This window comes from Propionicimonas sp. (genome assembly GCF_034927565.1).
Classification (GTDB): Bacteria; Actinomycetota; Actinomycetes; order Propionibacteriales; family Propionibacteriaceae; genus Propionicimonas.
In genome coordinates, this window is the sequence record NZ_JAYFPT010000038.1 from 1 (window position 1) to 26,637 (window position 26,637).

Genomic DNA, 26,637 nt, shown 5'->3' on the forward strand with positions numbered 1-26,637 from the left:
TCGGCGGGGAAGGGACGGACGGATTCCCCGCCGAACTCCGCACAAACGGTGGAGGGGTGGGGTGGAGAGGCTGGGGTTACTTGCCGTCCTTCTTGAACAGCGAGGCGATCAGGTCGCGGTTGAGCTGGCTGATCGTGTCCAGCGGGATCTCCTTGGGGCAGACCGCCGAGCACTCACCGATGTTGGTGCAGCCGCCGAAGCCCTCGGCGTCGTGCTGGGCGACCATCTTCTTGATCCGCAGGTGCCGTTCCGGCTGGCCCTGCGGGAGCATCGCCAGATGGGTGATCTTCGCCGCAGTGAACAGCATGGCCGAGGAGTTCGGGCAGGCCGCCACACAGGCGCCACAGCCGATGCAGGTCGCGGCGTCGAAGCCGCGATCGGCCTTGAGCTTGGAGACCGGAGCCGCGTGGGCGTCCGGTGCCGAGCCGGTGTTGACCGAGATGTAGCCGCCGGCCTGGATGATCCGGTCGAAGGCCGAGCGGTCGACCACCAGATCCTTGATCACCGGGAACGGACCGGCCCGCCACGGCTCGACGTCGATGGTGGCACCATCGGCGAAGGAACGCATGTGCAGCTGGCAGGTGGTGGTCGGCACCGGGGAGTCACCGCGACCGTGGGCAGTGCCGTTGATCACGACACCACACATGCCGCAGATGCCCTCACGACAGTCGTGGTCGAAGGCCACCGGCTCCTCACCGGAGACGGTGAGATCCTCATTGAGCAGGTCGAGCATCTCCAGGAAGGACATGTCCGGGGACACATCGGTGACCTGGTAGGTGACCATGCGCCCCTCTGCCTGGGCGTTCGCTTGGCGCCATACGCGCAGGGTGATGTTCACTTGTAACTCCGTTGCTTCAGCTCGATGAAGTTGTACACCAGTGGTTCCTTGTGGAGCACCGGCTTGTCGCCGGCGTACTCCCAGGCCGCGACGTAGAGGAAGTTCTCGTCGTCGCGCAGCGCCTCGCCCTCGGGGGTCTGGCTCTCGGCCCGGAAGTGGCCGCCGCAGGACTCGCGGCGGTGCAGCGCGTCGATGCACATCAGTTCGCCGAGATCGAAGAAGTCGGCGACCCGGCCGGCCCGCTCCAAGGTCTGGTTCAGATCCTCGTTCACGCCGGTGACCTTGACGTCCCGCCAGAACTCCTCACGCAGTTCCCGGATCAGGCCGATGGCCTTGATCAGCCCGGCCTCCCGGCGCTCCATGCCGCAGTACTCCCACATGATCTGCCCCAGTTCCTTGTGGAAGGAGTCGACCGTCCGGCTTCCGTTGACGCTGAGCAGCTTGTCGATCCGGCCCTTCACCGACTCCAGCGCCTCGACCGCGGCCGGGTGGCTCTCGTCGATCTTCTCGAACGGGGCCGCGGCCAGGTAGTCGTTGATGGTGTTCGGCAGCACGAAGTAGCCGTCCGCCAGACCCTGCATCAGCGCCGAGGCACCGAGCCGGTTGGCACCGTGGTCGGAGAAGTTCGCCTCGCCGGTGACGTACAGGCCGGGGATGTTGCTCGACAGGTCGTAGTCGACCCACAGCCCGCCCATGGTGTAGTGGACGGCCGGGTAGATCCGCATCGGGGTCTCGTACGGGTTCTCGCCAGTGATCTGGGCGTACATGTCGAACAGGTTGCCGTAGCGGGCGGAAACGCCGTCCTTGCCGAGCCGGCTGATCGCGTCGGAGAAGTCGAGGTAGACGCCGCGGCGAACCTTGCGCTCGTTGCCGTCGGGGTCGACCTCGGTGACCTGCGGGCCGACACCGCGGCCCTCGTCGCACATGTTCTTGGCCTGCCGGGACGCGATGTCACGCGGCACCAGATTGCCGAACGCCGGGTAGATCCGCTCCAGGTAATAGTCGCGATCCTCCTCAGCGATCTGACGCGGGTCGGAGTCACAGTCCTCGGCCTTCTTGGGCACCCAGATCCGGCCGTCGTTGCGCAACGACTCCGACATCAGGGTCAGCTTGGACTGGTTCGAGCCGTGCACCGGAATGCAGGTCGGGTGGATCTGGGTGTAGCAGGGGTTGCCGAAGTAGGCGCCCTTGCGGTGCGCCCGCCAGCCGGCGGTGACATTGCAGCCCATCGCGTTGGTCGACAGGAAGAAGACGTTGCCGTAACCGCCGGTGGCCAGCACCACCGCGTCGGCGAACCAGCTCTCGATCTCGCCGGTGACCATGTCGCGGGTGACGATGCCGCGGGCGCGGCCGTCCACCACGATCAGTTCCAGCATCTCGTGCCGGTTGTACATCGACACCGTGCCGGCGGCGATCTGGCGTTCCAGGGCCTGGTAGGCGCCGATCAGCAGCTGCTGACCGGTCTGGCCGCGGGCGTAGAAGGTGCGCTGCACCTGGACGCCACCGAAGGAGCGGGTGTCCAGCAGGCCGCCGTACTCCCGGGCGAACGGGACGCCCTGGGCCACGCACTGGTCGATGATGTTCGCGCTGACCTCGGCCAGCCGGTAGACATTGGTCTCCCGGGCGCGGTAGTCGCCGCCCTTGACGGTGTCGTAGAACAACCGGAAGGTCGAGTCGTTGTCGTTGCGGTAGTTCTTGGCCGCGTTGATGCCGCCCTGGGCGGCGATCGAGTGGGCGCGCCGCGGGCTGTCCTGATAACAGAAGTTGAGGACGTTGTAGCCCGCCTCGCCCAGCGACGCCGCTGCTGCACCGCCGGCCAGGCCGGTGCCGACGATGATCACCGTCAGCTTGCGGCGGTTGGCCGGGTTGACCAGCTTGGCCTCGAACTTGCGTGTGCTCCACTTGCCCTCGATCGGGCCGTCCGGGGCCTTGGTGTCGTGGAGTTCGGCACCGAGAGTGTAGAAGTCCTCCGGCTTCGGCCCCCGGGGCGCCCGGGTCTTCGCGGGCGCGGGCTTTTCAGTTGTGGTCATGATGCACTCAACACTCCAGTCAGGACGGCCACCGGCATCATCATGAAGCCGATGTAGAGCAGGATGGCTACCACCCAGGCGCAGCCGTTGAGGACCACGCGGGCCTTGGGGCTGGTGTTGGCGCCCAGGGTGGTGAAGGCGCTCCAGAAGCCGTGCCGGATGTGCATGCACACCGCAACCATCCAGATCGCGTAGCCCAGCACCAGCCACCAGTTCTGGAACTCGAGGACCACCATGTTGTACGGCGTGGACTCGTACGGTGCCGACACCAGGGTCGCCTTCACCGTGAACTGCAGCAGGTGGAAGATCAGGCCGGTCAGCAGGATGATGCCGCCCCAGCGCATGGTGCGCGCCGAGTAGGTCCGGGAGAGCGCCTTCTTGGCCTCGTAGGTCACCGGGTTCGCGCTCTTGGCCCGCCGCCACAGCGTCGCAGCGCTGTAGATGTGGAGCACGATGGCGGCCACCATCACGAACCGGAAGATCCAGATGAACCAGCCGCTCGGCAGCAACGGATACAGGATGTCGCCCTTGAGCCATTCAGCGTAGTGGTCGAAGGCCTCCGCGCCGAGGAAGGCTTTGAGGTTGCCATACATGTGCATCAGCAGGAAGCCGATCATGATCAGCCCTGTGATGGCCATGATGACCTTCAGGACCACCGTCGACCGCAGGGCCTTCTGGTGCGGGGTGAGAGTCGTTGTTTCCACGCTGACAGCCTAGTGATCCGGACGGGGGCTGTCTGACCATTTGGCCTATTCAGCAGGCGTACGTCCCACATCCTGGACGCGGACTGGACGAGCGACCGAATTTCTGGATTTCAACAACGACACCTTGTCGTAAATCAGGCCTGTGGGCCCTCTTCGATGGCTTCGGGAAGCAGGTCGGGCCGGCGCAACCGGGTCCGGGCCAGTGACTGCTCGGCCCGCCACCGGGCCACCTGCTGGTGATGCCCGGACAGCAGGACGGCGGGCACCTCCAGGCCGCGCCAGGTGGCAGGCTTGGTGTAGACCGGGTACTCCAGCAGGCCGTCGAGTTCAGTGCCGTGGGACTCCTCGGCGAGCGACTCGGGGTTGCCCAGCACACCGGGCAGCAGGCGGACGACGGCCTCGATGATGGCCAGCACCGCCACCTCGCCGCCGTTGAGCACGTAGTCGCCCAAGCTGACCTCGAGGACCTCCATCCGGCCGGCGGCGTGCTCGACCACCCGGGCGTCGATCCCCTCGTAGCGTCCGCAGCCGAACAGCAGCCAGTCCCGGGAGGACAACTCCTGGGCCAGGGCCTGGCTGAACGGCACCCCGGCGGGGCTCGGCACCACCAGGAGCGGCGGCTGCACGTCCGCGGGTACCAGCGTGTCCAGCGCCTCGCCCCAGGGTTCGGGCTTCATCACCATCCCGGCGCCGCCGCCGTAGGGGGTGTCGTCGACGGTCCGGTGGCGGTCGTGGGTCCAGGTCCGCAGGTCGTGGACGCCGAGCTCCACCAGGCCGGCGGCGATCGCCTTGCCGACCAGGGACAGCTGCAGCGGTGCGAAGTACTCGGGGAAGATCGACACCACGTCACAACGCATCGGTGTGTCCTTCCGGCTCGGTTCGCGGCGGTTCCGGGGCCACGGTCTGTGCGTCGTCGTCCAGCAGGCCGGGAATCGGGGTGACCACCACCTGGCCCCGGGCCAGATCGACCTCGGGCACCAGCGCCTCGACGAACGGCACCAGCCGCTCCCCTGCCGGCGTCCCGACCGCCAGCAGATCCTGGGCCGGCAGGTGCAGGATGCGCGTCACCCTGCCCAGCGGTTGCCCGTCGGGATCGACCACAGCCAGGCCGATCAGCGCGGTGTCGTGGAAGGCGCCGTCGGGATCGCCGGCCTGGCCGGGCGCCAGCGCGGCCCACAGTTCGGTGCCGCGCAGCGCCTCGGCTGCGGACCGGTCGCCAGCCTGCTCGAAGGCGAGCACCCAGGTACCGGCCTGCTGCCGGCTGGAGCGGACGGTCAGCGGCCTTCCGGCCTCGGAGTACAACCGACTCCCCGGAGCGAAACGCAGCTCCGGGGAGTCGGTGGTGGTCTGGACGGTGACCTCGCCGCGCAGGCCGTGGGCCCGGCCGACCCGGCCGACCAGAACGTCCATCGTGTCGGCGGCCATGGGCGAGCGGTCAGCGTCTCCGGTTCGGGCGCCGGTCGACATCGACGAAGTCGATCCGGATCTGCTCGCGGCCGGCCAGGGCGCCGATCACGGTACGCAGCGCGCCGGCGGTGCGGCCCTGCCGTCCGATCACCTTGCCGATGTCATCGGGATGCACCCGCACCTCGAAGGTGCGGACACGACCCCGGTCGGATTCCCGCACCCGGACGTCGTCCGGGTTGGGCACCAGGCCACGGACCAGGTGCTCCAGTGCGTCGGCCAGCACGATCAGGCCTCGTCGGCCTCGGCCGGGGACTCCGGCGCGGCGTCGGTGGCCTCGGCGGCGGCCTTCTTCCTGGACACCGAGATGGCGGCGGACGCCGGGGCGTCGTCGGCCTCGGCCAGGGCGGCGTTGAAGATCGCGACCTTGTCCTTCTTCTCCGGCTGCGGGGTGACCCCGGACTCGACCTTCTCGCCGGTGAACTGCTGCCAGTCGCCGGTGCGCTTGAACAGCGCCACGACGGCCTCGGTCGGCTGCGCGCCGACCCCGAGCCAGTACTGTGCCCGCTCCGACTTGACCTCGATCACCGAGGGGTCGTTCTTCGGGTGGTAGATGCCGATCTCCTCGATCGCGCGGCCGTCCCGCTTGGTGCGGGAGTCCATCACGACGATGCGGTAGTAGGGCTGGCGGATCTTGCCGAGCCGCTTGAGACGAATCTTGACAGCCACGAGTGTGGTTTCTCCTGTGGAACTTGGCTCGGTGACGTCACCGGGCCGGACGGGTGAGCCGGGCGTCCGCTGTGGGGCAACGGCCGACTGGTTCGGGTGGATCCGCGCCGTCGGGGTGAGAGGGCTCCGGCGGGCACAGATGCGGCGCCTATTGTGCCAGAGCCGGCCGCCGGACGCGAACCGGCGGCGGTCCGCAACGTCGCGCAGTCACAGCGTCTGCTCGGTGCGGGCGATGATCTCGTCCTGCAGTGCCCGGTCGAGGTTGTTGAAGTAGTCGCTGTAGCCGGCCACCCGCACGATCAGGTCGGTGTACTGCTCGGGATGCGCCTGGGCGTCGAGCAACGTCGCCCGGTCGACAACGTTGAACTGCAGGTGGTGGCCGTCCATCGCGAAATAGCCGCGGATCAGCGCCGCCAGCGCCGCCAGCCCCTGCTCCCCGGCGACCACCGACGGGGTGAACTTCTGGTTCAGCAGGGCACCGCCGGTCTTGAGCTGGTCGATCTTGGCCGCCGAACTGACCACCGCGGTGGGCCCTCTGCGGTCGGCGCCCTTCTCCGGCGAGACCCCGTCCGGCAGTGGCACGCCCTTGTGGCGGCCGTTGGGCGAGGCCTCCATCACCTGGCCGAAGTAGATGTGGCAGGTGGTGGGCAGGAACTCCACGATCGTCTTCGCACCCTTCGGGGTGGGACGGCCGGCGACCTCGTCCTGCAGCGCCTGGACGACCTGGCGGACCAGGGCATCGGCGGCATCGTCGTCGTTGCCGTACTTCGGGGTGCCGTCGAAGGCCAGCGCGAAGACGTCGTCGAAACCGGCGAAGTCCGCCTCGCAGGCCGCCAGCAGCCGATCCATGGTGAGCGTGCCGTCCTCGAAGACGTGCTGCTTGATCACCCCCAGTGAGTCGGCGATGGTGGCGATCCCGACGCACTGGATGTAGCTGGTGTTGTAGCGCGCCCCGCCGGCGTTGTAGTCCGTCGCGCTGGCGATGCAGTCGTCGGTGATGACCGACAGCAGCGGTACCGGCATGGTGGCGGAGAACAGCTGTTCGATCAGGTTGTTCCCCGCCACCTTCACGTCGGCCACGTAGCGCAATTGCCGCACGAAGGCGTCGAAGAGCCCGTCGTAGTCGGCGAAGCCGCGCGGGTCGCCCAGGTCGAGGCCCACCTGGCGGCCGGTGTAGTGGTCGAAGCCGCGGTTGAGCACCAGTTCGAGGATCTTGGGGACGTTGAGGTAGCCGGTCAGGACGTAGGCCTCCTTGCCGGCCGTCCCGGTCTCGACGCAGCCCGACGCGATGCCACTGGAGCGGGCGTCGTCCAGCGTCTTGCCCATCGCCAGCAACTCGGCGACGATCGCCTCGGCGTTGTAGAACGCCGGCTGGCCCCAGCCCTTGCGGGAGATCGTCAGCGCCGCGCGCAGGAAATGCTCGGGGCTCTTGCGGGAGATCTGGACGTTGGAGCTGGGCTGCAGCAGCCGCAACTCGTCCATCACCTCCAGGATCAGGTAGCTGACCTCGCTCACCCCGCAGCTGCCGTCGGGCCGCAGTGCCCCGGTGTTGAGGTTGCAGAAGTCGGTGTAGGTCGCGCTCTCCTTGAGCGTGATCCCGACCTTCGGCGGGGCGGGCTGGTTGTTGAACTTCACCCACAGGCATTCCAGGTACTCCCGGGCCTGCTCGCGGGTGAGGCTGCCGTTGGCGAGTTCGCGGTCGTAGAACGGCTCCAGGTGCTGGTCGAGCTTGCCGGGTGAGTAGGCGTCCCAGTTGTTCATCTCGCAGGTCACCCCGATGTGGGTGAACCAGTACATCTGGATGGCCTGCCGGAAGGTCTGGGGCGCGTGCGCGGGCACGACGTCACAGACCTCGGCCAGCTCGAGCAGTTCGGCCCGGCGGACCGGGTCGGTGGCCTGGGCGGCCTCTGCCCGGGCCAGGGCGGCGTAGCGCTCGCCGAGGATGACCATGCCCTCGCAGACCAGCCGCATACCCTGCAGCTCGGCGGCGTGACTGGCGGCTTCCAGGTCGGTGCCGTAGTCGATGGCCGCCAGCCGGGCGTCGATGTCGGCCATGAAGTCGAGGTAGCCGCGGGCGTAGATCTTGCCGTCGGCGACGGTGTGGCCGGGGCCACGCTGGGCCATGAACTCGGTGAACAGGCCGGCTTCGAAGAGCCGGTGCCAGGCCTCGGGCAGCGCGGCGTTCATCTTCGTCATGGTCGCGCGCTCACCCCAGAACGGGATGATCACCTCGGCCTGCAGCCGGCGGTCGCTGTCGGTGACCGCGAAGCTGACCCGTTCACGGGTGTCCATGGTGTCGAGGTCGGCCAGGGTGTGGCAGCACAACTCGGGGAAGGTGGGGGCGGCCTGCGGCGCATCACCCTTCTCTCCCACGATCAGTTCGTCGTCGCCCAGGTAAAGCGTCCGTTCGGCCATCAACCGCCGGAAGAACTCGCCGCGCAGCACCGGAACCGGCACCTTGCCCTCACGCTCGGCGTACACCCGGGTCTCGATCAGCGCGCGTTCCAGACAGATCCGTGGCCGGGTGGTCTCGCTCTGCTCGCGCAGTCGCCGGGTGCGTGGCGTGGATCCGCGTCCGGTGACCTCCGTGGTGCCAGCAGTGGCCGCGGTCATGGTGGCTGTCATCTCGCCTTCCCTCACCCGCCGACGACCACGTCCTCCACGTATCGCTCAGCGAGTTCCTTCAGCCCGGCCATCGTAGCGTCGCTCGGGGAGACGAATTGCTGAGCCGGGCGTCCCAGTCGGGCCTGTTTGTCGGACCCGAGCCGGTGGTAGGGCAGCAGGTGCAGCCGCCGGGGACGGACGTCGTGCGCGGCGAGCCAATCAAGCGTTCGCTCGACCGTGGCCGGGTCGGCGTTGAGGCCGTCCAGCAGGATCATCCGCAGGTCGATGGTGGCGCCCAGCCCCGCGAGGGTCTCCAGGTTGCGCAGCACCAGCCGGTTGGAGGCGCCGGTCCAGGCCCGATGGGCGACCGAGTCGAGGAATTTCAGGTCATAGAGCCAGAAGTCGGCGAACGGCGCCAACTGCTCGAAGCGGGTGGTGGCGGCCACGCCGCAGGTGTCAATGCCGAGCGAGATACCTTTGGCCCTGAGCCGCCGGGCCAATTCGAGGACGTAGTCGAACTCCGGCATCGCCATCACCTCGCCGCCGGAGAAGGTCACTCCTCCGCCCGACTGATCGAAGAACAGCACGTCGCTGGCGGCCTCGGCAACGAGCTCGTCCAGCGGGTAGCGGCGGCCGACCTGCTCGATCCGGCCGGAGGCGTCCGGCATCGGTTCGGGGTCGAAGGACTGCGACTCGGGGTTGTGGCACCACGGGCACTGCAGCGGGCAACCCTTGAAGAAGATCGTGGTGCGCAGCCCGGGGCCGTCATGGACGCAGAAGCGCTGGATGTTGAACACGCAGGGGATCGACACCGCGCCTCCTCTCGGCGCTCATCCTAGTGCCGGGCGGACGTCAGCCGCGGGCCACCACCCGGCCCCGCAGGATCACCAGCCGGGGCGCCCGGGTCACCGCCACGTCGGTCCGCGGGTCGGCGTCATAGACCACCAGATCGGCCCAGGCGCCCTCGTCCAGGCAGGCGGGCGCCCCCAGCCAGGCGCGGGCCCGCCAGGACGCGGCCCCCAGTGCGAAGTCGCCACCGCCGACCCGGGCGAGCAGGGCGATTTCCGCGGGTAGCATGCCGTGCGGGATGGTGCCGCCGGCGTCGGTGCCGGCGAAGATCGGGATACCGGCGTCCTTTGCCTGACCGATGGTCCGGAGACGGCGGGCGAACAACTCGCGCATGTGGGTCGCGTAGGTCGGGAACTTCGCCTGGCCGGCCGCGGCGAAGCTGGGGAAATTCTCCAGGTTGATCAGCGTCGGCACCAGCGACACCTGGCGTTCGGCCATCAGGGCGATGGTGTCGTCGTCCAGACCGGTGCCGTGCTCGATGCCGTCGATCCCGGCCCGGACCAGTTCCTGCACCGACTGTTCGGCAAAACAGTGCGCGGTCACCCGGGCGCCCAGTTCGTGTGCCCGGGCGATCGCGGCCGCGGCCAGGTCGGCCGGCCACAACGGAGCCAGATCGCCGACCTCGCGATCGATCCAGTCCCCGACCAGCTTCACCCAGCCGTCACCCGCTCTGGCCTGCCGGTCGACCTCGGCGAGCAGCGCCTCGGGGTCGATCTCGACGGCGTAGTTGCGCAGATAGCGCTTCTGCCGGGCGATGTGCCGGCCCGCCCGGATGATCCGCGGCAGTTCCTCGCGCTGGTCGATCCAGTGGGTGTCGATCGGCGAGCCGGCGTCTCGGACCAGCAGGGTGCCGGCGTCCCGGTCAGCACGGGCCTGCGCCTCGGCGGTGGGACGGTCGACCCCGCCAGCGCTGTCCAGTCCGATGTGGCAGTGGGCGTCCACCAGGCCCGGCATGATCCAGCCTTCGGTGGTAACCGTCACGGCGCCGGCTGCCGGCTGGGTGCGCACCAGGCCGTCGACCAGCCACAGGTCGCGGACCTCGCCGTCGGGCAGCACCGTCCCGCGCAGGTGCAGGCAGGAGGGTTCCGGCCCGGTGCGTCGCTCGATGCCCATGGCGCTCAGGAACCCTGGTTGAACAGCTTCTGCAGGTCGGGCGGGAGCTGGAACTCGCCCATCGCCTTGGCCAGGTCGGCCTCGGACGGCACCGCCGGGGTACCGAACGCCGACGCGGTCGGCGTCGGCTCCGGTGCGGGAGTCACCGCACCCTGGGCGCGCTTGGCCGGGTTGCCGGAGACCTTGTGCCGCCCCTTTCCCTTCTTGGCCTGCTGTTTCGCCGGCTGGCGGCGGGCTCCGGGCATGCCCATCCCGGCCATCTGCCCCAGTCCTGCCATCATCTTGCGGGCCTCGAAGAAGCGGTTGACCAGGCCGTTCACGTCGGAGACCTTGGTTCCCGAGCCGGCCGCGATCCGTGCCCGGCGGGAGCCGTCGAGGATCTTCGGGTTCGCCCGCTCAGCCGGGGTCATCGAGTAGATGATCGCCTCCAGCCGGTCGATCTCACGCTCGTCGATGGCGTTGATCTGGTCCTTCATCTGGCCCATCCCGGGCATCATGCCCAGGATCTTCGACAGCGGACCCATCCGGCGCACGGCCTGCATCTGCTGCAGGAAGTCGTCCAGCCCGAACTCGCCCTTGCCCTGCAGCAGCTTCTGGGCGGCCTTGGCGGACTGTTCGGCGTCGAAGGTCTTCTCGGCCTGCTCGATCAGGGTCAGGACGTCGCCCATGCCGAGGATCCGGCTGGCCATCCGGTCGGGGTGGAAGGCGTCGAAGTCGTCCAGCCCCTCGCCGTTGGAGGCGAACATGATCGGCCGGCCGGTGACCCGGGCGATCGACAGCGCGGCGCCACCGCGGGCGTCACCGTCCAGCTTGGACAGCACCACACCGTCGAAGCCGACGCCCTGGGCGAAGGCCTGGGCGGTGTTGACCGCGTCCTGGCCGATCATGGCGTCGACCACGAACAGCACTTCGGTCGGGTTGACCGCGCTCCGGATGTCGATCGCCTGCTGCATCAGCTCGGCGTCCACCCCGAGCCGGCCGGCGGTGTCGACGATCACCACGTCGTAGAGCTTGGCCTGGGCGTGGGCGATCGAGTCGCGTGCCACCTGGACCGGGTCGCCCACCCCGTTGCCCGGTTCGGGGGCGAAGACGTGGACGCCCGCCCGCTCCCCCACCACCTGCAACTGGTTGACCGCGTTGGGACGCTGCAGATCGGCCGCGACCAGCAGCGGCGAGTGGCCTTGGCTGCGCAGCCAGCGGCCCAGCTTGCCGGCCAGGGTGGTCTTGCCGGAACCCTGCAGGCCGGCGAGCATGATCACCGTCGGCGGGGTCTTGGCGAATCGCAGCGGACGGGCCTGGCCGCCGAGGATGGTGATGAGCTCCTCGTTGACGATCTTGATAATCTGCTGGCCGGCGTTGAGCGCCTGGTGAATCTCGGCACCGCTGGCGCGTTCCCGCACCGCGGCGATGAAGTCCTTGACCACGCCGAGGTTGACGTCGGCCTCCAACAGCGCCAGCCGGATCTCGCGGGTGGTTGCCTCGATATCGGCCGGGGTCAGCCGGGTCTTGCCCCGCAGGGTGCGGAAGGCGGCCGAAAGGCGGTCCTGCAGGGTGTCGAACAAGGCGGAAACTTCCTCACGCTAGGGGTACCCGCGCAAGCTTACCGGCAGGCTAAGCCTCGCTCAGCAGGGCATCGACGAAGGACTCCGCCTCGAAGGGCGCCAGGTCGTCGGGGCCTTCACCCAGGCCGATCAGCTTCACCGGCACGCCGAGTTCGCGCTGCACGGCGACGATGATGCCGCCCTTGGCCGAACCGTCCAGCTTGCTCAGCACGATGCCGGTGACATCCACCACCTCGGCGAACACCCGGGCCTGGATCAGGCCGTTCTGCCCGGTGGTGGCGTCGATCACCAGCAGTACCTCGGTGACCGGTGCCCGGCGCTCGACCACACGCTTGATCTTGCCGAGTTCGTCCATCAGGCCGGTCTTGGTGTGCAGCCGGCCGGCGGTGTCGATCACCACCACGTCGGTGCCGTCGGCCAGGCCGCGCTCAATGGTGTCGTAGGCCACCGACGCCGGGTCGCCGCCTTCCGGGCCGCGAACCACGTCGACGCCCACCCGGGAGCCCCAGGTCTGCAGCTGGTCGGCCGCCGCGGCGCGGAAGGTGTCCGCGGCGCCCAGCAGGACGCTCTTCTCCTCGGCCACCAGGACGCGGGCGAGCTTGCCGATGGTGGTGGTCTTGCCGGTACCGTTCACGCCGACCACCAGCACCACCCCGGGCGCGCCGTCGGAGCCGGTGACATTCAGCGAGCGGTCCAGGGTGGGGTCGACCAGCTTCACCAGCTCCGACCGCAGCACCTGCCGGGCCTTGGCCGGGTCGGCCACCCCGTCGATGGCCAGCTCGGAGCGCAGCGCGGTGACCAGCTCGGTGGTCGGGCCGACCCCGAGGTCGGCGGTGATCAGGGTGGCCTCCAGGTCCTCCCAGGCCTCCTCGTCCAGCTGGTCCGCCGAGAGCAGGCCCAGCAGCCCGCGGGCGAACGGGTTGTTGCTGGCCGACAGCCGCCGGCGCAGCCGAGCCATCCGCGATGCCGGGGCCTCCGGCCGCTCGACCGCCGCAGCGGCAGCCAGCTCGGGGACGACGGACGCAGGTTCCCCGGATTCCGGCACCACCGGCACGACATCCGGTGTCGGCGCCTCCGGCGGCGCGGGGGCGGGCGGCAGCGTGGCGGCGGGCGCGCCACCCTCAAGGCGGGCACGTCGATTGCCCACCACGATCACCGTCGAGGCCACCAGGATCGCCACCGCAACCCCGGCCATGATCAGCCAGAAGATCCAGTCCACGCCGGTCATGGTAGGCGAGTTCGGACCCTGGTGCATTTACTTTCTTACACCAAGGGTGATATCAAAGTCCCGGAAGGGACCGCCGATGACTCCGCAGCTGCCGACGAGCCAGGAACTGCTGGTGCGCGCAGTCCGTGACCACGGTCCGCTCTCCCGCCAGGAACTGGTCGCCCTCACCGGGCTGAGCCCGGCCACCGTCAACCGGGTGACCGCCCGGCTCGGCCGTGCCCGGATCCTGGTGGCAGGCGGACATCGGCCGTCCACCGGTGGACGGCCGTCGGAGTTGCTGCGCTACAACGGGTCGGCGCTGACCGTCGCCGGCGTCTCGGTCACCGACGAATCGGCCAGCGGCGTGGTGATGTCCCTCGACGGCGAGATCCTCACCCGTCGCTTCGAGCCGTTCGAGACCCAACCAGGGCACCACCCGACTCCTGAGCAGCGGCTCGACCACACCCTGCGACTGTTCGACTCACTGGTGGTCGCCCCCGCAGACCCCCCGCTCGCGGTCGGCGTGGCCGTGCCGGGCGTGGTCGGCGACGAGCACGGCACCGTGACCGCGATCCACGAACTCGGCTGGGACCGACTTGCCCTCGGTTCGGTGCTGACCCGCCGCAGCCCCGTCCCCGTGCTGCTGGAAAATGATGCGAATTGCCTTGCCATCGGCGAACACGTGCGCGGTGTCGGACGCCAGGTGGACGACCTGGTGGCGATCGTCGTGCGGAGCGGACTGGGCGCGGGGCTGATCATGAACGGACGGCTCTACCGCGGCTCACACCATGAGGCGGGCGAGATCGGCTACCTGCTCACCGGCCGCGAGTCACTGCGCCGACTGTTCCCCGGCCGGGGCGAACTGGAGACCCTGATCGGCTCCGAACGGCTCACCATCCAGGCCCAGCGGCTCGGGCTCAGCCTCGGCCCAGGCGGGGCCACCCTCCCCCATCTGATCACCGCCGGCTCGAGCACGGGCGGCGAGGCCGGCGCGTTCGCCGAGGATCTCCTGGACTACATCGCCCTGGCGGTGTCGGCGCTGTGCGTCGTGCTCGACCCCGGACTGGTGATCCTCGGCGGCGGTCCGGTGGCCGCCGAGGTGGAGGCGATGGTTCCCCGCATCAACGAACGGTTGCTCGGACGAATCCTGCGGGTGCCCCGGATCGAACCTGCCGGCCTCGGCGAGGAAGCCATCGTGGTCGGAGCGGCCCAGCTCGCACTGACCAGCGTGGGCAGCCGGTAACGATCAGGTTTCGTTGTCTCCCACCCCCTTGCCGCGGGGCAACGAAAGGCCTAGCTTTCAATCCAGACGATGTGAAACAAAAGTCACAAAGTAGGTCCCCAGCGCTTGACAGAGGTGTCATGGAAGTCGGGATAGACGTCGGCGGTACCCACACCCGGGTCGTGGTTGCCTCCGGGTCGGCCGTTGTCGCCGAGAGCAGCTTCGCCACCGCCGCCTGGCGGCGTGGCACCCTGTTCTCCGACCCGGCCAATGCGGTGCGGCTGCTGGACCAGGTGCCGGGCAGGGCGATCGGCCGGGCTGACGTCGCACTGGCGGTCGGGATCAGCGGCTGCGACACCGACGAGCAGTGCTCCCGGTTCGCCACCTGGCTGCGTGACAGCCATCCCGGCCCGGTGCAGGTGGTGAACGACGCCGAACTCTTCGGCCCGGCGATGGGACGCGGCAGGTCGATCAACGTGGTCGCCGGCACCGGCTCGATCGTGGTGGGACGCGACCGCGACGGCCGCATCGTCAAGGTAGGCGGTCACGGCTGGATCCTCGGCGATCCCGGTAGCGCACCCGGTCTGGTCCGGCACGCCGTGATCGAGATCCTGCGCGCCGATGACGACGGCGAACGGCCCGGGCCGCTGGCCACCGCCCTGATGGCCCACTACGGCTCGCCCGACCCGGTCGGGCTGGCCTACGACTTCACCGACGACGCCGAGATCACCCACTGGGGTGGCCTGTGCCCGCTGGTCTTCGACGCCGCCGAGGCGGGCGACCCGCTCGCGCTGACGGTGATCGAGGCCGACGCCGACGCCCTCGCCCATGACGTCGGCCGGCTGCGCCGGCTCGGCGTCTGCGCCACCGACGTGGTTCTCGGTGGCGGTGTGGCGGTCGCCCAACCCCGGCTCGCGAACGCCGTGATCGGCGCCCTTCAACGTCAGGAACCGGACCTCAGGGTCACCGTCCTCGACCGGTCGCCGGTGACCGGCGCGGTGGCCCTGGCCCGGCACCTTCAACGACCCACAGTGATGAAGGAGTGATTCAGATGCGCAAACCCGGAATACGACGGACCTGGCTGGCCGGCCTGACGGCAGCCATGGCCGCCACGGTACTGGTCGGCTGTTCGACAACGGCGCCGGGAACCAGTGCCCCCGCCGGTGGTGGCACCACCGAGATCAACGCCCTGTTCATGAAGCAGGCCGGTTACAGCGAGGAGCAGATCAACGAGATGCTCGACGCGTTCACCAAGGCCAACCCGACGATCAAGGTCAATCCGACCTATGTCGCCTACGAGGCACTGCACGACAAGATCGTCACCTCGGCACCGGCCGGCACCTACGACGTGGTCCTGATCGACGTGATCTGGCCGGCCGAGTTCGCCAAGAACGGCATCGTGCTGGATGTGACCGACAAGTACCCGGCCGAATGGAAGGACCAGATGCTGGGTGGCGCGTACTCCACGGCCCAGTACGACGGCAAGTTCTGGGGAGTGCCCTGGGGCCCGTCCACCAAGTTCTTCTACTACAACAAGGAACTGGTTGAGAAGGTGGGCGCCACGCAGGCCGACCTGGACACCTGGGACGGCGTCCTCGCCGTCGCGAAGAAGCTCAAGGACGCCAGCTACGTGCAGTACCCGCTGGCCTGGAGCTGGGCACAGGCCGAGGCAGTGATCTGTGACTACGGTCAGTTGCTCGGTGCGATGGGCGGCCAGTTCACCGGTGCCGACGGCACGCTGTCGGTCAACACCGGACCGGGCGTGCAGGCGCTGGAGTGGATGAAGAAGTCGCTCGACGACGGCCTCACCAACCCGGCGTCCACCACCTTCCTGGAGGACGACGTGCAGAAGTCCCTGGCCCAGGGCGAGACCGCCTTCGCGCTGAACTGGGAGGCCACCTTCGCCGCTCTGCAGGACTCCAGCCAGTCCAATGTGGTGGGCAAGATCGGCCTGCTGCCCACCCCGAAGGGCCCGAACGGCGACCGTCCCGGTATCAATGGCGCAATGGCGCTGTCCATCCCGGCCAAATCGGCCCACGTCGACCAGGCCTGGCAGCTGATCACCTATCTGACCAGCCAGGAGAACCAGAACAAGTACCCGACCGGCTGGTTGCCGAACTGGAAGTCGAGCTACACCAACCAGAGCATCACCAAGAACGCCCCCGAGCTGTTCACGGCAGCCGAGACCGGCTACGCCTCGCTGATCCTGCGTCCGACGGTGCCGAACTACAACTCGACCTCCGCCGACCTGCAGCTGGAGATCCAGAACGCGCTCACCGGGCAGAAGACGCCGCAGCAGGCGCTCGACGACGCGGTCGCGGCGGCGAACGGCTGATTCCTCGACGATGACCACCGACACGACCACCGCACGCCGGTCGCAGCGACCGCACCGTCCCGGCCGCTGGGTCGCCGGGCAGGGCCGGATGGCCCTGTGGCTGCTGCTGCCGGCGGTGGTGGTCGTGTTCGGCGTCATCGTCTACCCGATCATCCGGACCGGCGTCATGGCGGTCACTGACGTCACGTCCGCAATGCAGACCCAGGCCGATTTCGTCGGCCTGGCCAATTTCGCCACTGCCACTGCCGACCCGAACTTCTGGTGGTCGCTGTGGCGCACGCTCTACTTCACGCTCGTCTCCACCGCCATCGAGTTGGTCCTCGGCCTTGGCCTGGCCGGGTTGCTCAACCTCGACCTGCGGGGACGCTGGCTGCTGCGCACCATCGTGGTGATCCCCTGGGCGGTGCCGACAGTGGTGGCCGGCGCACTGTGGAAGGGCATCTTCAACGCCCAGTACGGCTCGCTCAACGCGTTGCTGAGCCAGCTGGGAATCATCGACGACTACCAGGTGTGGCTCGGGTCGCCCTTCCTGGCGCTCAACATGGTGATCCTCGCCGATGTCTGGAAGACCGTGCCGGTGGTCGCCTTCATGCTGCTCGCCGGGCTCTCGGCGATCCCCGGCGAGGTCTACGAGGCCGCCCGGCTGGACCGGGCCGGGCCGCTGCGCACGCTGTGGCACATCACCTTGCCGCTGTTGCTGCCGTCAATCTCGATCGTGATGGTGCTGCGAATCATCGAGGCCTTCAAGGTCTTCGACATCGTCTATGCGATGACCCGCGGCGGCCCCGCCGATGGCACCAAGACGATCGCCTACTTCACCTACACCACCGCCTTCTCCGACCAGCAGTACGGGGTGGGGTCGGCACTGTCCTACCTGATCGTGGCCGTGATCATGATCCTGTCGGCGCTCTACCTGCGGGCGCTGCGCCGCAACGAGATGAGCCTGCTGTGAAGCGCCGCCAGTGGATCCGGCTGTGGCAGTATGTCGCCGCGGTCGTCGCCTGCGTGGCCATCCTCGCCCCGTTCGGCTGGATGGTGATCGCCTCCTTCCAGACCCAGGCCGAACTCGTCCGGCGTCCACTGCCGTGGTGGCCGCAGGAGTTCTACCCCGACCGCTACCTGGCGATCTTCACCGACCGGTCAGGTGAGGACTTCCGGGCCGCCCTGCTCAACTCGCTGGTGGTGGCGACCTGCGTTGTGGTGGTCTCGATGCTGGTGGGGGTGCTGGGCTCCTATGCCTTTGCCCGGCTGCGGTTCCGGTTCCGCCGGGCGATCCTGATGACCTTCCTGTTCACCTACATGCTGCCGCAGATCGCGCTGCTGATCCCGCTGTACATGATCCTGTCCGGGATGAACCTGCTCGACAGCGTCTGGGGTCTGGTGCTGGTCGACTGCTCGCTGGTGGTGCCCTTCGTGCTGTGGATCCTGTCGAACTACTTCATCACCATTCCGCTGGAGTTGGAGGAGTCGGCCTGGATCGACGGCGCCTCCCGGTTCGGCGCACTGTGGCGGATCGTGCTCCCCTCCGCCCGGCCGGGACTGTTCGCCGCCGGCATGTTTGCCTTCCTGCTGGCCTGGGACGAGTTCATGTACGCCCTGATCTTCACTTCCTCGAACGCCTCGAAGACGGTGCCGGTGGCGATCGCGGAGTTCTCCGGCCGCTACTCCACCGACTTCGGCCTGGTCGCCGCCGGCGGTGTGCTGGCAGCGCTGCCGCCGGTGCTGCTGGCCGTGGTGTTCCAGCGCTATGTTGTCTCGGGTCTGGTGAGTGGCTCGGTGAAAGCCTGAGGAAAGGAACCCCGTGGAGAACCGGATCGACTTCGGCGACGCCCTCGCGTCCCAGCCCCGCTGGCTGGAGCGGGCCGACAGCCTGGCCGCCCTGGCGTTGGCCGCCCATCCCCTGCCGGCCTGGGCGCCGGGCGAGACTGTCGCCGTGATCGGCATGGGCGCGGCAACCAATGCCGGCACCGCCTTCGTCGAGGGACTGCGGCAAGCCGGGGTGCGGGCGGTCAACCTGGACGCCTCCGCCGCCAGCGGATACCCGGTCGACCGGCTGGCCGACCACGTCGTGCTGATCTCGGAATCCGGCCGCAGCCCCGAGCCGATCGCCGTCGCGCAGACCTTGCCGGCCGGACGCCGGGTGGTGATCACCAACGACCCGGGCGCGCCCCTGGCGCAGTACGGCGACGTGGTGATCCCGCTGGGAGGCTTCACCGACTCCGGGGTCTACACCATCGGCTACACCACCACCCTGGTGGCCCTGGCGCGGCTCGCCCGCACCGCCGGGGTCGACCTCGGCGATCCGGCCGGTTTCGCCGGTGTTGCCACGCAGGCGCTGGCGGCTGCCGCGCCGCACGCCGCGGCCCTGGCCGAGCGGCTGGACGGATTCAGCTCACTCGACATCGTCGGTCAGGGCACCAGCTATGGCAGCGCGGTGGCCGTGGCCCTGCTGGTTCGCGAGGCCGCAGGACTCGCCTCGGCCCCGTATGAGACCTACCAGTACCTCCACGGCCCGATGGAGGGCGTCCGTCCACCACTGGGCGTGCTGGTCTTCGGCGACGGCCGGGAGCGGGCCCTGACCACCCAACTGGCGCAGGCCGGGGTGGATGTGATCCGGTTCGTGTCCGACACCAGCGGCGCCGATGCGCTGCACCTGGGACGGTCGACGACCGGTCTGGCCACCACCGTGGCCGAGGTCGTGTTCACTCAGGTGATCGTCGCCGAGCTCGCCCGGCGCCGGAGCATGCGGATCGGCAACTGGCGGTTTCCGCAGCCCGATACCAAGCTCGCCTGAGGTCCGGCTGCCGCCGTCGGCTCAGCCGAGCCGGACGGCAGCCAGCTTCGCGAAGTCGTCGGTGTCGTAGACCGCCACCCCGTCACCGGAGGCGACGTAGAGCGAGTCGGCGATCCGCAACCCGCGGACGGCGTCCTGGGCGTCGCCGTCCCCTGCCACGGCGAGCGTGGCGCGTCGGCTGAAGCCCGCCTTCTCGTCATAGCCGTACACCAGGTAGCGGACGGTGGCCCCGCCGGACCTGTTCCAGGCCGCCACCGGGAAGCCGATCAGGCCGCGATCAGTGTCGACCAGCACGGCCTTGTGGTCGGCCAGCGCCTCGGAGGTGTCGAAAGCGACCGTGAGGGTGGTCCGCTGGGTGACGTCGAACGGGTCGGAGGTGTCGAACATCGACAGCTTCATCCCCGTCACTGCACCGTCGCCGGTGGCGTCCATGCCCAGGCCGAACAGCCGCCCGTCCGCCCAGGGGTGCAGGTAGGTGCTGAAACCGGGAATCTTCAGCGCGCTCAGCACCTTCGGCCGAGCAGGATCGGCCAGGTCGATCGCGAACAGCGGGTCGCGCTGCCGGAAGCTGACCACGTAGCCGACCGGACCGTCGAACCGCACCGACTGCACGGTCTCATCCTTGGCCAGCTTCGGCAACGAACCGACCGTCTTCAGCGACCGGTCCAGGACGTACAGTGCCGGCCGCGTCACCCACTCCCCGGAACCGTCCCGGCGTTCACCGGAGACCGTGGTGGTCAGCCGCAGGTGGTCCTGGTACTCGTCCAGGGCGAACTGGTTGACCAGCTGACCGGGAACGCTGGCCTGGGCCTGGAGGGTCAGCCTGCCGGCGTCGAGACCGATCCGGGCGAGGTGGGTGACCGTCGCGTCCGCGACCCGCAGGTCACCGGCCCCGGCCGCCCGGAGCTGGGCCCGGGTCAGGGTGGCGTTGCCGTCGGTGGCGGCGAGATAGAGGTTCTGCGCGCTGAGGTAGACGGTCTGCGCCCCGCCCAGCACCGCCTCGGTGTCGATCCGCTCGCCGCTGGCGAGGTCGATGCTGCTGGCCACCGCATAGCGGGGACCGTCGGCGTACGGCAGCGGGATGCAGTCCGGCGCCGGGACGGCAGCCCGCTTCGCGTCGCTGGTGGTGACCGGCACGAAGGTCTCGGGGTCGTCGGGCTTCATCCCATCCGGATCGCTGACCAGGTACTCGGTCACCAGGTAGAGGATGCCGTCCGCCAGCCGGGAGGTGACCAGGGCACCGCTCTGGCCCAGGCTGGCCAGGTAACGCGGCCGGGCCGGGTCGGAGACGTCGTAGAGCAGCGCCCGGGTGAGGGCAGCGTCCAGCGGGACGGAGGTGCTGGTCTGGCTGGCCGGCAGTACCCCGATCCGGGCCGCGTAGTCGGTGACCAGCACCACCAGGGTGTGGTCATACAGCATCAGGTCGGCCACCGGGCCCTGGCCGATCACTCCCTTGACCGCGGAGGCATCGGCCGCCGGACCGCTGCCGGTGTCGATCCTGGCCAGTTCACGGGTCTTCGCGCCGTCGGCGGCCAAGATCGCCACCTGCCTGCCGGAGGCGACGAAGAGGGAGCTGCCGTCGGACTTCACCAGGTCGCCCTCGTCGATCCCGGCGACCTGGGCATTGGTTTGGTAGGCGCCGTCGGTCTTCGTCGCACCGGCGTCCTGGGCACCCCAAGCCGGGATCGCCGGCACCGGGACCGGGGCCGCCGAGGCGGCCAGGCCGGAGTTGTCGGCCGTGGTCCACCTCTCGAACTGCTGCCAGTTCCGGCTGGCCTCCCGGACCGCGGCGAACAGGGTGCCGTAGTCGCCGGCCGCTCCGCGGGCGTCGGCCGGGGTGGTGGTGGACGGCTCCGGCGTCACCGGTGCCGGCGGCGCCTGTGGCGGGTCGCCCAGCTCGACCGGACGGCCGTGCCCGATCGCGCCCGGGAGCAGGGTGGCTGAGGCGAGCGCAGCCGCGCAGGCGGCCACCGCGATCCAGCCTGCCCGGCGCCGACGGACGGTGGGTTCCGCCGCCGCTGCCGGATTCGGCCGGAGCTCTGCCAGCAACTGGTTGCGGACCTCGGCGTCCGGCTTCATCTGCCGGGCCATCGCGGCGAAGATCTCGTCATTCATCGAACAGTCCTCCTTGCAGCTGGTCGCGCATCAGGGCCCGGCCGCGGGAGAGCCGCATCTTGACGGCTCCGGCCTCCAGGCCGAGCAGGGCGGCGATCCCGGCGATCGACAGGTCCTCGAAGTAGAACAGGTGCAGCACCGTCCGGTAGTTCTCCGGCAGCGACCGCAGCGCCTTGAACAGCACGTTCTGCTCGTCGCTGGCGAACCGGAACTGCTCGGGGATCCGCTCGGCGTCCTGCGGGGTCAGCGGCACCACCCGGGTCCGCCAGGAGCTGCCCGCCACCTTGCGGGCGCAGTTGAGAGTGGTGGTGATCAGCCAGGCCTTGCGGTGCTCCTCGCTGCGACACGGCGGCTGCCGGCGGTGGTAGGCCAGGAAGACGTCCTGGAAGACATCGTCGGCGTCGCCGCGGCAGGAGGTGTGGGTGAGGGCGATCCCGTAGACCATCGACTCGTAGCGCTCCACCACCAGGTGGGTGTCCCCCGGCAGCAGCGGGGTACCGGCAGCCGTGCCGTCCGATCCGGCCGCCATGCTCGCGTCCACCATGCCTCCCTGCGGGCCCGCCGTCCGGGCGCTTCAACGGTAACTACCGCCGGACAGCGAAAAGGTAACAGGGAACTGCCGACGGCAGCGGGCAGCAGCAGCGCGGAACTCAGTCCTGTGACGAGGACGGCCGGGCAGTCGCCTGATCGGAGGGCTGCGAGCGGCCCGGCCGCGGCAGCTCGCCCATGAAGTCGACCAACCCCTGGGGCGGGGCGGCGTCGCCGCTGAGGTGCTCGGCGGTCCGGCCCATCGCATCGGCCACCCGGGAGGATCGTCGCAGGTCACCCTGCATGCCAACCGCCACCACAGCGATGATCGCCAGCGCCAGCGCCAGGATCACCAGCATCATGATGGTCGCGAGGTTCATGGGATCCTTCGGGGTCAGGGCGGGGCAGGCAAGGCCCATTATCCCCCACCGCCCAAGGGCTACTCGTCGCGCAGTCGCTGGCTGATGACCGTGGACACCCCGTCGGAGCGCATGGTGATGCCGTAGAGCGCGTCGGCGATCTCCATGGTGCGCTTCTGATGGGTGATCACCAGCAGTTGGCTGTTCTCCCGCAACTCCTCGTAGATCGCCAGCAGCCGGCCGAGGTTGACGTCGTCCAGCGCCGCCTCGACCTCGTCGAGGATGTAGAACGGGCTCGGCCGGGCCTTGAACAGCGCGACCAGGAAGGCCACCGCCACCAGCGAGCGCTCGCCACCGGACAACAGCGACAGCCGCTTCACCTTCTTGCCAGCCGGACGGGCCTCGACCTCGACCCCGGTCGTCAGCCACTCCCCCGGTTCGGTCAGCACCAGCCGCCCTTCGCCACCGGGGAAGAGCCGTGAGAAGGACTCCTCGAAGGCCTTTTCCACATCCGCATAGGCCTCGGCGAAGACCTGCTGCACCCGGGCATCCACCTCGTCGATGATCCCGGCCAGATCGGCGCGGGTCTTGCGGAGATCCTCCAGTTGCTCGGCCAGGAAGGCGTGCCGGGCCTGCAGGGCATCGAACTCCTCCAGCGCCAGCGGGTTGACCTTGCCCAGCACCGCCAGGTCGCGCTCGGCGCGCCGCAGCCGCTTCTCCTGCTCGGCACGGAGGTAGGGCACCGGGTCGGGTCGGGGCTCGTCGGGCGCGAACGGCACCCCCTGGTCGTTGACCAGGATCTCGACCAGGTTCTCCGGCCCGTAGTCGGCCAGCAGCGCCTCGACCTCCAGACCGAGCTCGGTCAGCGCCTTTTCGGCCAGCGCCTCGACCTTCATCTGTTGCTGGGCGCGAGCCAGTTCGTCGCGATGGGCGACGTCGACGAGTTCCTCGAACTGCCGCGACAGCTCCCGTCCCTGGCTGCGGGCCGAGGCCAGCGCAGCTTCGGCATCGGCGCGCCGCGCCTGGGTTGCCTCGCGCTCCCGGCCTGCCTGCTCCAGGGAGGCGGCGATCCGGCCGGCCAACCAACTGGCCGCCTGCTGGACGGCGGCAGCGGTGACCGCCTCGCGGCGCAGCTGCTCCCGCCGGAGCGCGACTCGTTCTCGGGCCTCGCGTTCGGCCTGGGCCGAACGCAACAGGCTCTCCGCCCGCCCGGCCAGGGCGCGGGCACGTTCCTCGACGGTGCGCAGCGCGAGCCGGGCTTCCATCTCGGCCTGGATGGCCGCCCGGGAGGCGTCGCCGGCGCGTTCGCGATCGGTCGGGTCAACCTCGCCGAGATCGGTCTGCGCCGAGGCCAGTTCGAGGCGTTCCTCCAGGCCCTCCAGGGTCTCCACCGCGGTGCGCTGCACCTCGCGGGCCCGTTCCATGGCGGTCTCCAGCCGGCCGATCTCGGCAGCCGCCGCCCGCACCGACTGGTTGAGGTCGGCGGCCTCCTCGGCCAGGCCGGCGTGAGCTGCGTCCGACTCGTTCAGCCGGGCCAGTGCCGCCTCGGCACGTTCCTGCGCCTCGGCGAGCTGGGCCTCGGCGGCGGCCAGCGCGAACCTCAGCCGTTCGGATTCCGCGCTGGCGGCCTGGAGCTGTTCGGTGGCCTCGGCGACTGCCGCCTGCACCTCGATCAGGGACGGCTGTGACTGCGACCCGCCGGCGGCGAACCACGAACTCAGCAGGTCGCCCTCGCGGGTCACGGCGGTGATGTCGGGCAGCGAGGTGACCAATTCCCTGGCATCGGACAGCTGCTCGACGACCGCGACCTTGAACAGCAGCCGGTCAAGGGCCGGACGCAGTGCAGTGTCGCAGTCGACCAGGTCGCGAGCGTAGCTGGCGCCGGACGGCAGGGCCGGCCAGCCGGCCGGGTCGACGGTCACCGCCGGCCCGCCGAGCAGTAGTCCCGCCCGGCCGAGATCGGCCGCCTTGAGGTGGTCGAAGGCATCGACCGCCGCCGTCAGGCCGGTGACCGCCACCGCGTCCGCGGCAGCGCCCAGCGCGGCAGCCACCGCCACCTCGGCACCGGCGTCGACGCTGATCAGGGCCGCCACCGAGCCCAGCAGACCGTCCAGCCGGTCGCTGGCCGCCAGCAGTGCGGCCGAGCCGTCCCGCCGCTCCAGACCGAGCTGGAGGGCTTCAACCCGGGCGGCCAGCGCGGCCCGGGAGGCGTTGGCGGCGGCCTCGGCGGCCTTGAGCTCGTCGTGGCGCGCCTGCAGCGCGGCGACCTCGGCCTCGGCGGCCTCGTAGGCGGCGTCGAGCCCGGACTCGCCGGCGCTGAGGGAGGCCAGTCTCGTCTCCAGCACGGCGAACCCGCGCCGAGCCTCGGCGGACCGCTGTTCGGCTTCGGCCTTCGCGGCGCCCAGCCGTTCGATCTCCGCGGCGGCCGATTCTGCCCGGCCGCGCAGGGTGTTCACCTCACCGGTCAGCCGGGCCAGGCCCTCGCGACGGTCGGCGATCGCGCGCTGCTGGGCCTGGAACTGCCGTTCCGCCTCGGTGAGGGCGACCTCCGCGGCCTGCCGCTGCCCGGTGGCGCCGGCCAGCACCTCGGCTTTCGCCTCGATCTCGGCCCGCAAGGCGGCTTCGGCCTCGCGCACCGAGGCCGCCTCGCGCTCGATCGCCGCCGGGTCGCGTCCCGGACGGTCGTCCGCCCCGATCGACTCGGCCGCCCGGAGCCGCTCGGCGGCGATGGATGCGGTGGCACCCACCTTCTCCGCCAACGCGGCCAGGGAGTACCAGGTCTCCTGCGCCCGGGTGAGGTCCGGCACCGCCTCGCGAACGGCCTGTTCGGCGGCCTGCTCGGCCGCGCGGGCCTGGGTGAGCGCCGCCTCGATCGCCGTCCGCCGGTCACGCAGATCCTGTTCGGCCTGCCGGTCGGTGGCCAGCGATCCCGCCGCCCGGGTGTAGTCCTCGGCCAGCAACCGGGCTTTCGCGTCCCGCAACTCGGCCTGGATGACCGCTGCGCGCCGAGCGACCTCGGCCTGCCGGCCCAGCGGTTTGAGTTGCCGGCGCAGCTCGCCGAGCAGATCGTTGAGCCGGGCGAGGTTGGCGGCGGTGGCCTCGAGCTTGCGCTCTGCCTTCTCCTTGCGCTTGCGGTGCTTCAGGACACCGGCGGCCTCCTCGATGAACCCGCGCCGGGTCTCGGGGGTCGCGTTCAGAATGCTGTCGAGTTGCCCCTGGCCGACGATGACGTGCATCTCGCGGCCGATCCCGGAATCGGCGAGCAACTCCTGGACGTCCAGCAGGCGGGCCGGATGGCCGTTGATCGCATACTCCGAGCCGCCGGAACGGAACATCGTCCGGGAGATGGTGACCTCGGTGTAGTCGATCGGCAGCGCGCCGTCGGTGTTGTCGATGGTGAGCTGCACCTCGGCGCGGCCCAGCGGTGCCCGGCCGGAGGTGCCGGCGAAGATGACGTCCTCCATCTTGCCGCCGCGCAGCGTCTTGGCGCCCTGCTCGCCCATCACCCAGCTGAGGGCGTCGACCACATTGGACTTGCCCGAGCCGTTGGGACCCACCACGCAGGTGATCCCGGGTTCGAACCGCAGGGTGGTGGTGGAGGCGAAGGACTTGAACCCACGCAGGGTCAGGCTCTTGAGGTACATCAGTCCCCCTCTCCCCTGCGGCGCACAGCGCGGAACGTCCACAGCTTGTTCAGCACGAAGTTGATCGGCGTGACGCAGGCGATCGTGATCAGATTGGCCCAGTAGAGCTTGGTGCGAAAGCCGGTGGAGTTGTCGAAGACGTCACTGGGCAGCCCGATCGGTGAGTGCGGATGCATCAGGGCGGTGATCAGCAGCAGGCCGGCCATCTGGCCCACCAGCCCAACGGTCAGGAAGGGCCAGTACTCCTTCCACACTCCGGCGTGTTTGGCGCTGTTGAACGTCCAGTGCCGGTTCAGCAGGAAGTTGGACAGATTGGCTACCAGGAACGCGATCATCACGTAGACGTGGTAGTGGCGGACGTTGAACGAGGTGAACGGGACCGGGAACACGATGTTGTTGTTGTGCATCCCCAACCAGTCCCGGGCGATCACGTTGGTGATCACCAGCACCACCTGGTTGACCAGCACGCCCACGCCGCCGACCAACCCGAAGCGCACGAACTGCAACAGGCTGTGCCGGTGGCGCTGATACAGGTCGCTCGGGCTCACAGTGCGCCTACTCTACCGGTCGGACCACCGGCCTCCGCGCCAGCCCGGCCGA

The 26,637-nt window shown here is 69.5% G+C and carries 23 protein-coding genes; 6 read left to right on the plus strand and 17 right to left on the minus strand.

Features of this window, described 5'->3' with window-relative positions; genetic code table 11:
* Positions 1–76: 76 nt before the first annotated feature.
* The 12 genes from VB080_RS07630 to ftsY form a co-directional block, all read right to left on the minus strand.
* Positions 77–838 (minus strand): succinate dehydrogenase/fumarate reductase iron-sulfur subunit, encoded by a 762-nt coding sequence (locus VB080_RS07630; RefSeq protein ID WP_323417841.1) that lies wholly within the window; start codon positions 836–838, stop codon positions 77–79.
* Positions 835–2,868 (minus strand): fumarate reductase/succinate dehydrogenase flavoprotein subunit, encoded by a 2,034-nt coding sequence (locus VB080_RS07635; protein WP_323417842.1) that lies wholly within the window; start codon positions 2,866–2,868, stop codon positions 835–837. Before VB080_RS07635 ends, VB080_RS07630 begins: the two co-directional genes overlap by 4 nt.
* Positions 2,865–3,506: a succinate dehydrogenase cytochrome b subunit gene (locus VB080_RS07640; protein ID WP_416339619.1), complete on the minus strand. Its 642-nt coding sequence runs from the start codon at positions 3,504–3,506 to the stop codon at positions 2,865–2,867. Before VB080_RS07640 ends, VB080_RS07635 begins: the two co-directional genes overlap by 4 nt.
* A 200-nt stretch (positions 3,507–3,706) precedes the next feature.
* Positions 3,707–4,429, minus strand: a complete 723-nt coding sequence (gene trmD, locus VB080_RS07645; protein WP_323417843.1) for a tRNA (guanosine(37)-N1)-methyltransferase TrmD — start codon at positions 4,427–4,429, stop codon at positions 3,707–3,709.
* On the minus strand, positions 4,419–4,997 hold the full coding sequence (rimM, locus tag VB080_RS07650; RefSeq protein ID WP_323417844.1) for a ribosome maturation factor RimM: 579 nt from the start codon (positions 4,995–4,997) through the stop codon (positions 4,419–4,421). Before rimM ends, trmD begins: the two co-directional genes overlap by 11 nt.
* A 10-nt stretch (positions 4,998–5,007) precedes the next feature.
* Positions 5,008–5,262 (minus strand): RNA-binding protein, encoded by a 255-nt coding sequence (locus VB080_RS07655; protein ID WP_323417845.1) that lies wholly within the window; start codon positions 5,260–5,262, stop codon positions 5,008–5,010.
* A gap of 2 nt (positions 5,263–5,264) precedes the next feature.
* The gene (gene rpsP, locus VB080_RS07660; RefSeq protein ID WP_323417846.1) at positions 5,265–5,705 is read right to left on the minus strand and encodes a 30S ribosomal protein S16; all 441 of its coding nucleotides are present in this window, start codon (positions 5,703–5,705) and stop codon (positions 5,265–5,267) included.
* A gap of 207 nt (positions 5,706–5,912) precedes the next feature.
* Positions 5,913–8,330: a trans-4-hydroxy-L-proline dehydratase gene (hypD, locus tag VB080_RS07665; RefSeq protein ID WP_323417847.1), complete on the minus strand. Its 2,418-nt coding sequence runs from the start codon at positions 8,328–8,330 to the stop codon at positions 5,913–5,915.
* An 11-nt stretch (positions 8,331–8,341) separates the two neighbouring features.
* Positions 8,342–9,121, minus strand: coding sequence for a radical SAM protein (locus tag VB080_RS07670; protein WP_416339617.1), 780 nt, complete (start codon positions 9,119–9,121; stop codon positions 8,342–8,344).
* 40 nt (positions 9,122–9,161) lie between these two features.
* Positions 9,162–10,271, minus strand: a complete 1,110-nt coding sequence (locus tag VB080_RS07675; RefSeq protein ID WP_323417848.1) for an amidohydrolase family protein — start codon at positions 10,269–10,271, stop codon at positions 9,162–9,164.
* A 5-nt stretch (positions 10,272–10,276) separates the two neighbouring features.
* Complete coding sequence (ffh, locus tag VB080_RS07680; RefSeq protein WP_323417849.1) at positions 10,277–11,833, minus strand: signal recognition particle protein; 1,557 nt, start codon at positions 11,831–11,833, stop codon at positions 10,277–10,279.
* A 49-nt stretch (positions 11,834–11,882) separates the two neighbouring features.
* On the minus strand, positions 11,883–13,028 hold the full coding sequence (gene ftsY, locus VB080_RS07685) for a signal recognition particle-docking protein FtsY (protein WP_416339620.1): 1,146 nt from the start codon (positions 13,026–13,028) through the stop codon (positions 11,883–11,885).
* Positions 13,029–13,137: 109 nt separating this feature from the next.
* Between ftsY and VB080_RS07690 the strand changes: the two genes are divergently transcribed.
* The 6 genes from VB080_RS07690 (at position 13,138) to VB080_RS07715 (ending at position 19,391) form a co-directional block, all read left to right on the plus strand.
* Positions 13,138–14,283: an ROK family transcriptional regulator gene (locus VB080_RS07690; RefSeq protein WP_323417851.1), complete on the plus strand. Its 1,146-nt coding sequence runs from the start codon at positions 13,138–13,140 to the stop codon at positions 14,281–14,283.
* 119 nt (positions 14,284–14,402) lie between these two features.
* Complete coding sequence (locus tag VB080_RS07695) at positions 14,403–15,308, plus strand: N-acetylglucosamine kinase (RefSeq protein ID WP_323417852.1); 906 nt, start codon at positions 14,403–14,405, stop codon at positions 15,306–15,308.
* Positions 15,309–15,313: 5 nt separating this feature from the next.
* Positions 15,314–16,597 (plus strand): extracellular solute-binding protein, encoded by a 1,284-nt coding sequence (locus tag VB080_RS07700; RefSeq protein WP_323417853.1) that lies wholly within the window; start codon positions 15,314–15,316, stop codon positions 16,595–16,597.
* A gap of 10 nt (positions 16,598–16,607) precedes the next feature.
* The gene (locus VB080_RS07705) at positions 16,608–17,549 is read left to right on the plus strand and encodes a sugar ABC transporter permease (protein ID WP_323417854.1); all 942 of its coding nucleotides are present in this window, start codon (positions 16,608–16,610) and stop codon (positions 17,547–17,549) included.
* The gene (locus VB080_RS07710) at positions 17,546–18,385 is read left to right on the plus strand and encodes a carbohydrate ABC transporter permease (protein WP_323417855.1); all 840 of its coding nucleotides are present in this window, start codon (positions 17,546–17,548) and stop codon (positions 18,383–18,385) included. Before VB080_RS07705 ends, VB080_RS07710 begins: the two co-directional genes overlap by 4 nt.
* Positions 18,386–18,398: 13 nt before the next feature.
* Positions 18,399–19,391: a hypothetical protein gene (locus tag VB080_RS07715; protein ID WP_323417856.1), complete on the plus strand. Its 993-nt coding sequence runs from the start codon at positions 18,399–18,401 to the stop codon at positions 19,389–19,391.
* A gap of 21 nt (positions 19,392–19,412) precedes the next feature.
* Here the strand turns inward: VB080_RS07715 and VB080_RS07720 are convergent, their stop codons facing one another.
* From VB080_RS07720 to VB080_RS07740, 5 genes are all read right to left on the minus strand, one after another.
* On the minus strand, positions 19,413–21,506 hold the full coding sequence (locus tag VB080_RS07720) for a beta-propeller domain-containing protein (protein WP_323417857.1): 2,094 nt from the start codon (positions 21,504–21,506) through the stop codon (positions 19,413–19,415).
* Positions 21,499–22,047, minus strand: coding sequence for a sigma-70 family RNA polymerase sigma factor (locus tag VB080_RS07725; RefSeq protein WP_323417858.1), 549 nt, complete (start codon positions 22,045–22,047; stop codon positions 21,499–21,501). The genes VB080_RS07720 and VB080_RS07725 overlap by 8 nt, the downstream gene beginning before the upstream one ends.
* A 109-nt stretch (positions 22,048–22,156) precedes the next feature.
* Positions 22,157–22,414 (minus strand): hypothetical protein, encoded by a 258-nt coding sequence (locus tag VB080_RS07730; protein WP_323417859.1) that lies wholly within the window; start codon positions 22,412–22,414, stop codon positions 22,157–22,159.
* 59 nt (positions 22,415–22,473) lie between these two features.
* Entirely contained in the window at positions 22,474–26,037 is a 3,564-nt protein-coding gene (smc, locus tag VB080_RS07735; RefSeq protein ID WP_323417860.1) for a chromosome segregation protein SMC, read from the minus strand.
* Entirely contained in the window at positions 26,037–26,585 is a 549-nt protein-coding gene (locus tag VB080_RS07740) for a GtrA family protein (protein ID WP_323417861.1), read from the minus strand. The genes smc and VB080_RS07740 overlap by 1 nt, the downstream gene beginning before the upstream one ends.
* Between the last annotated feature and the right edge of the window lie 52 nt (positions 26,586–26,637).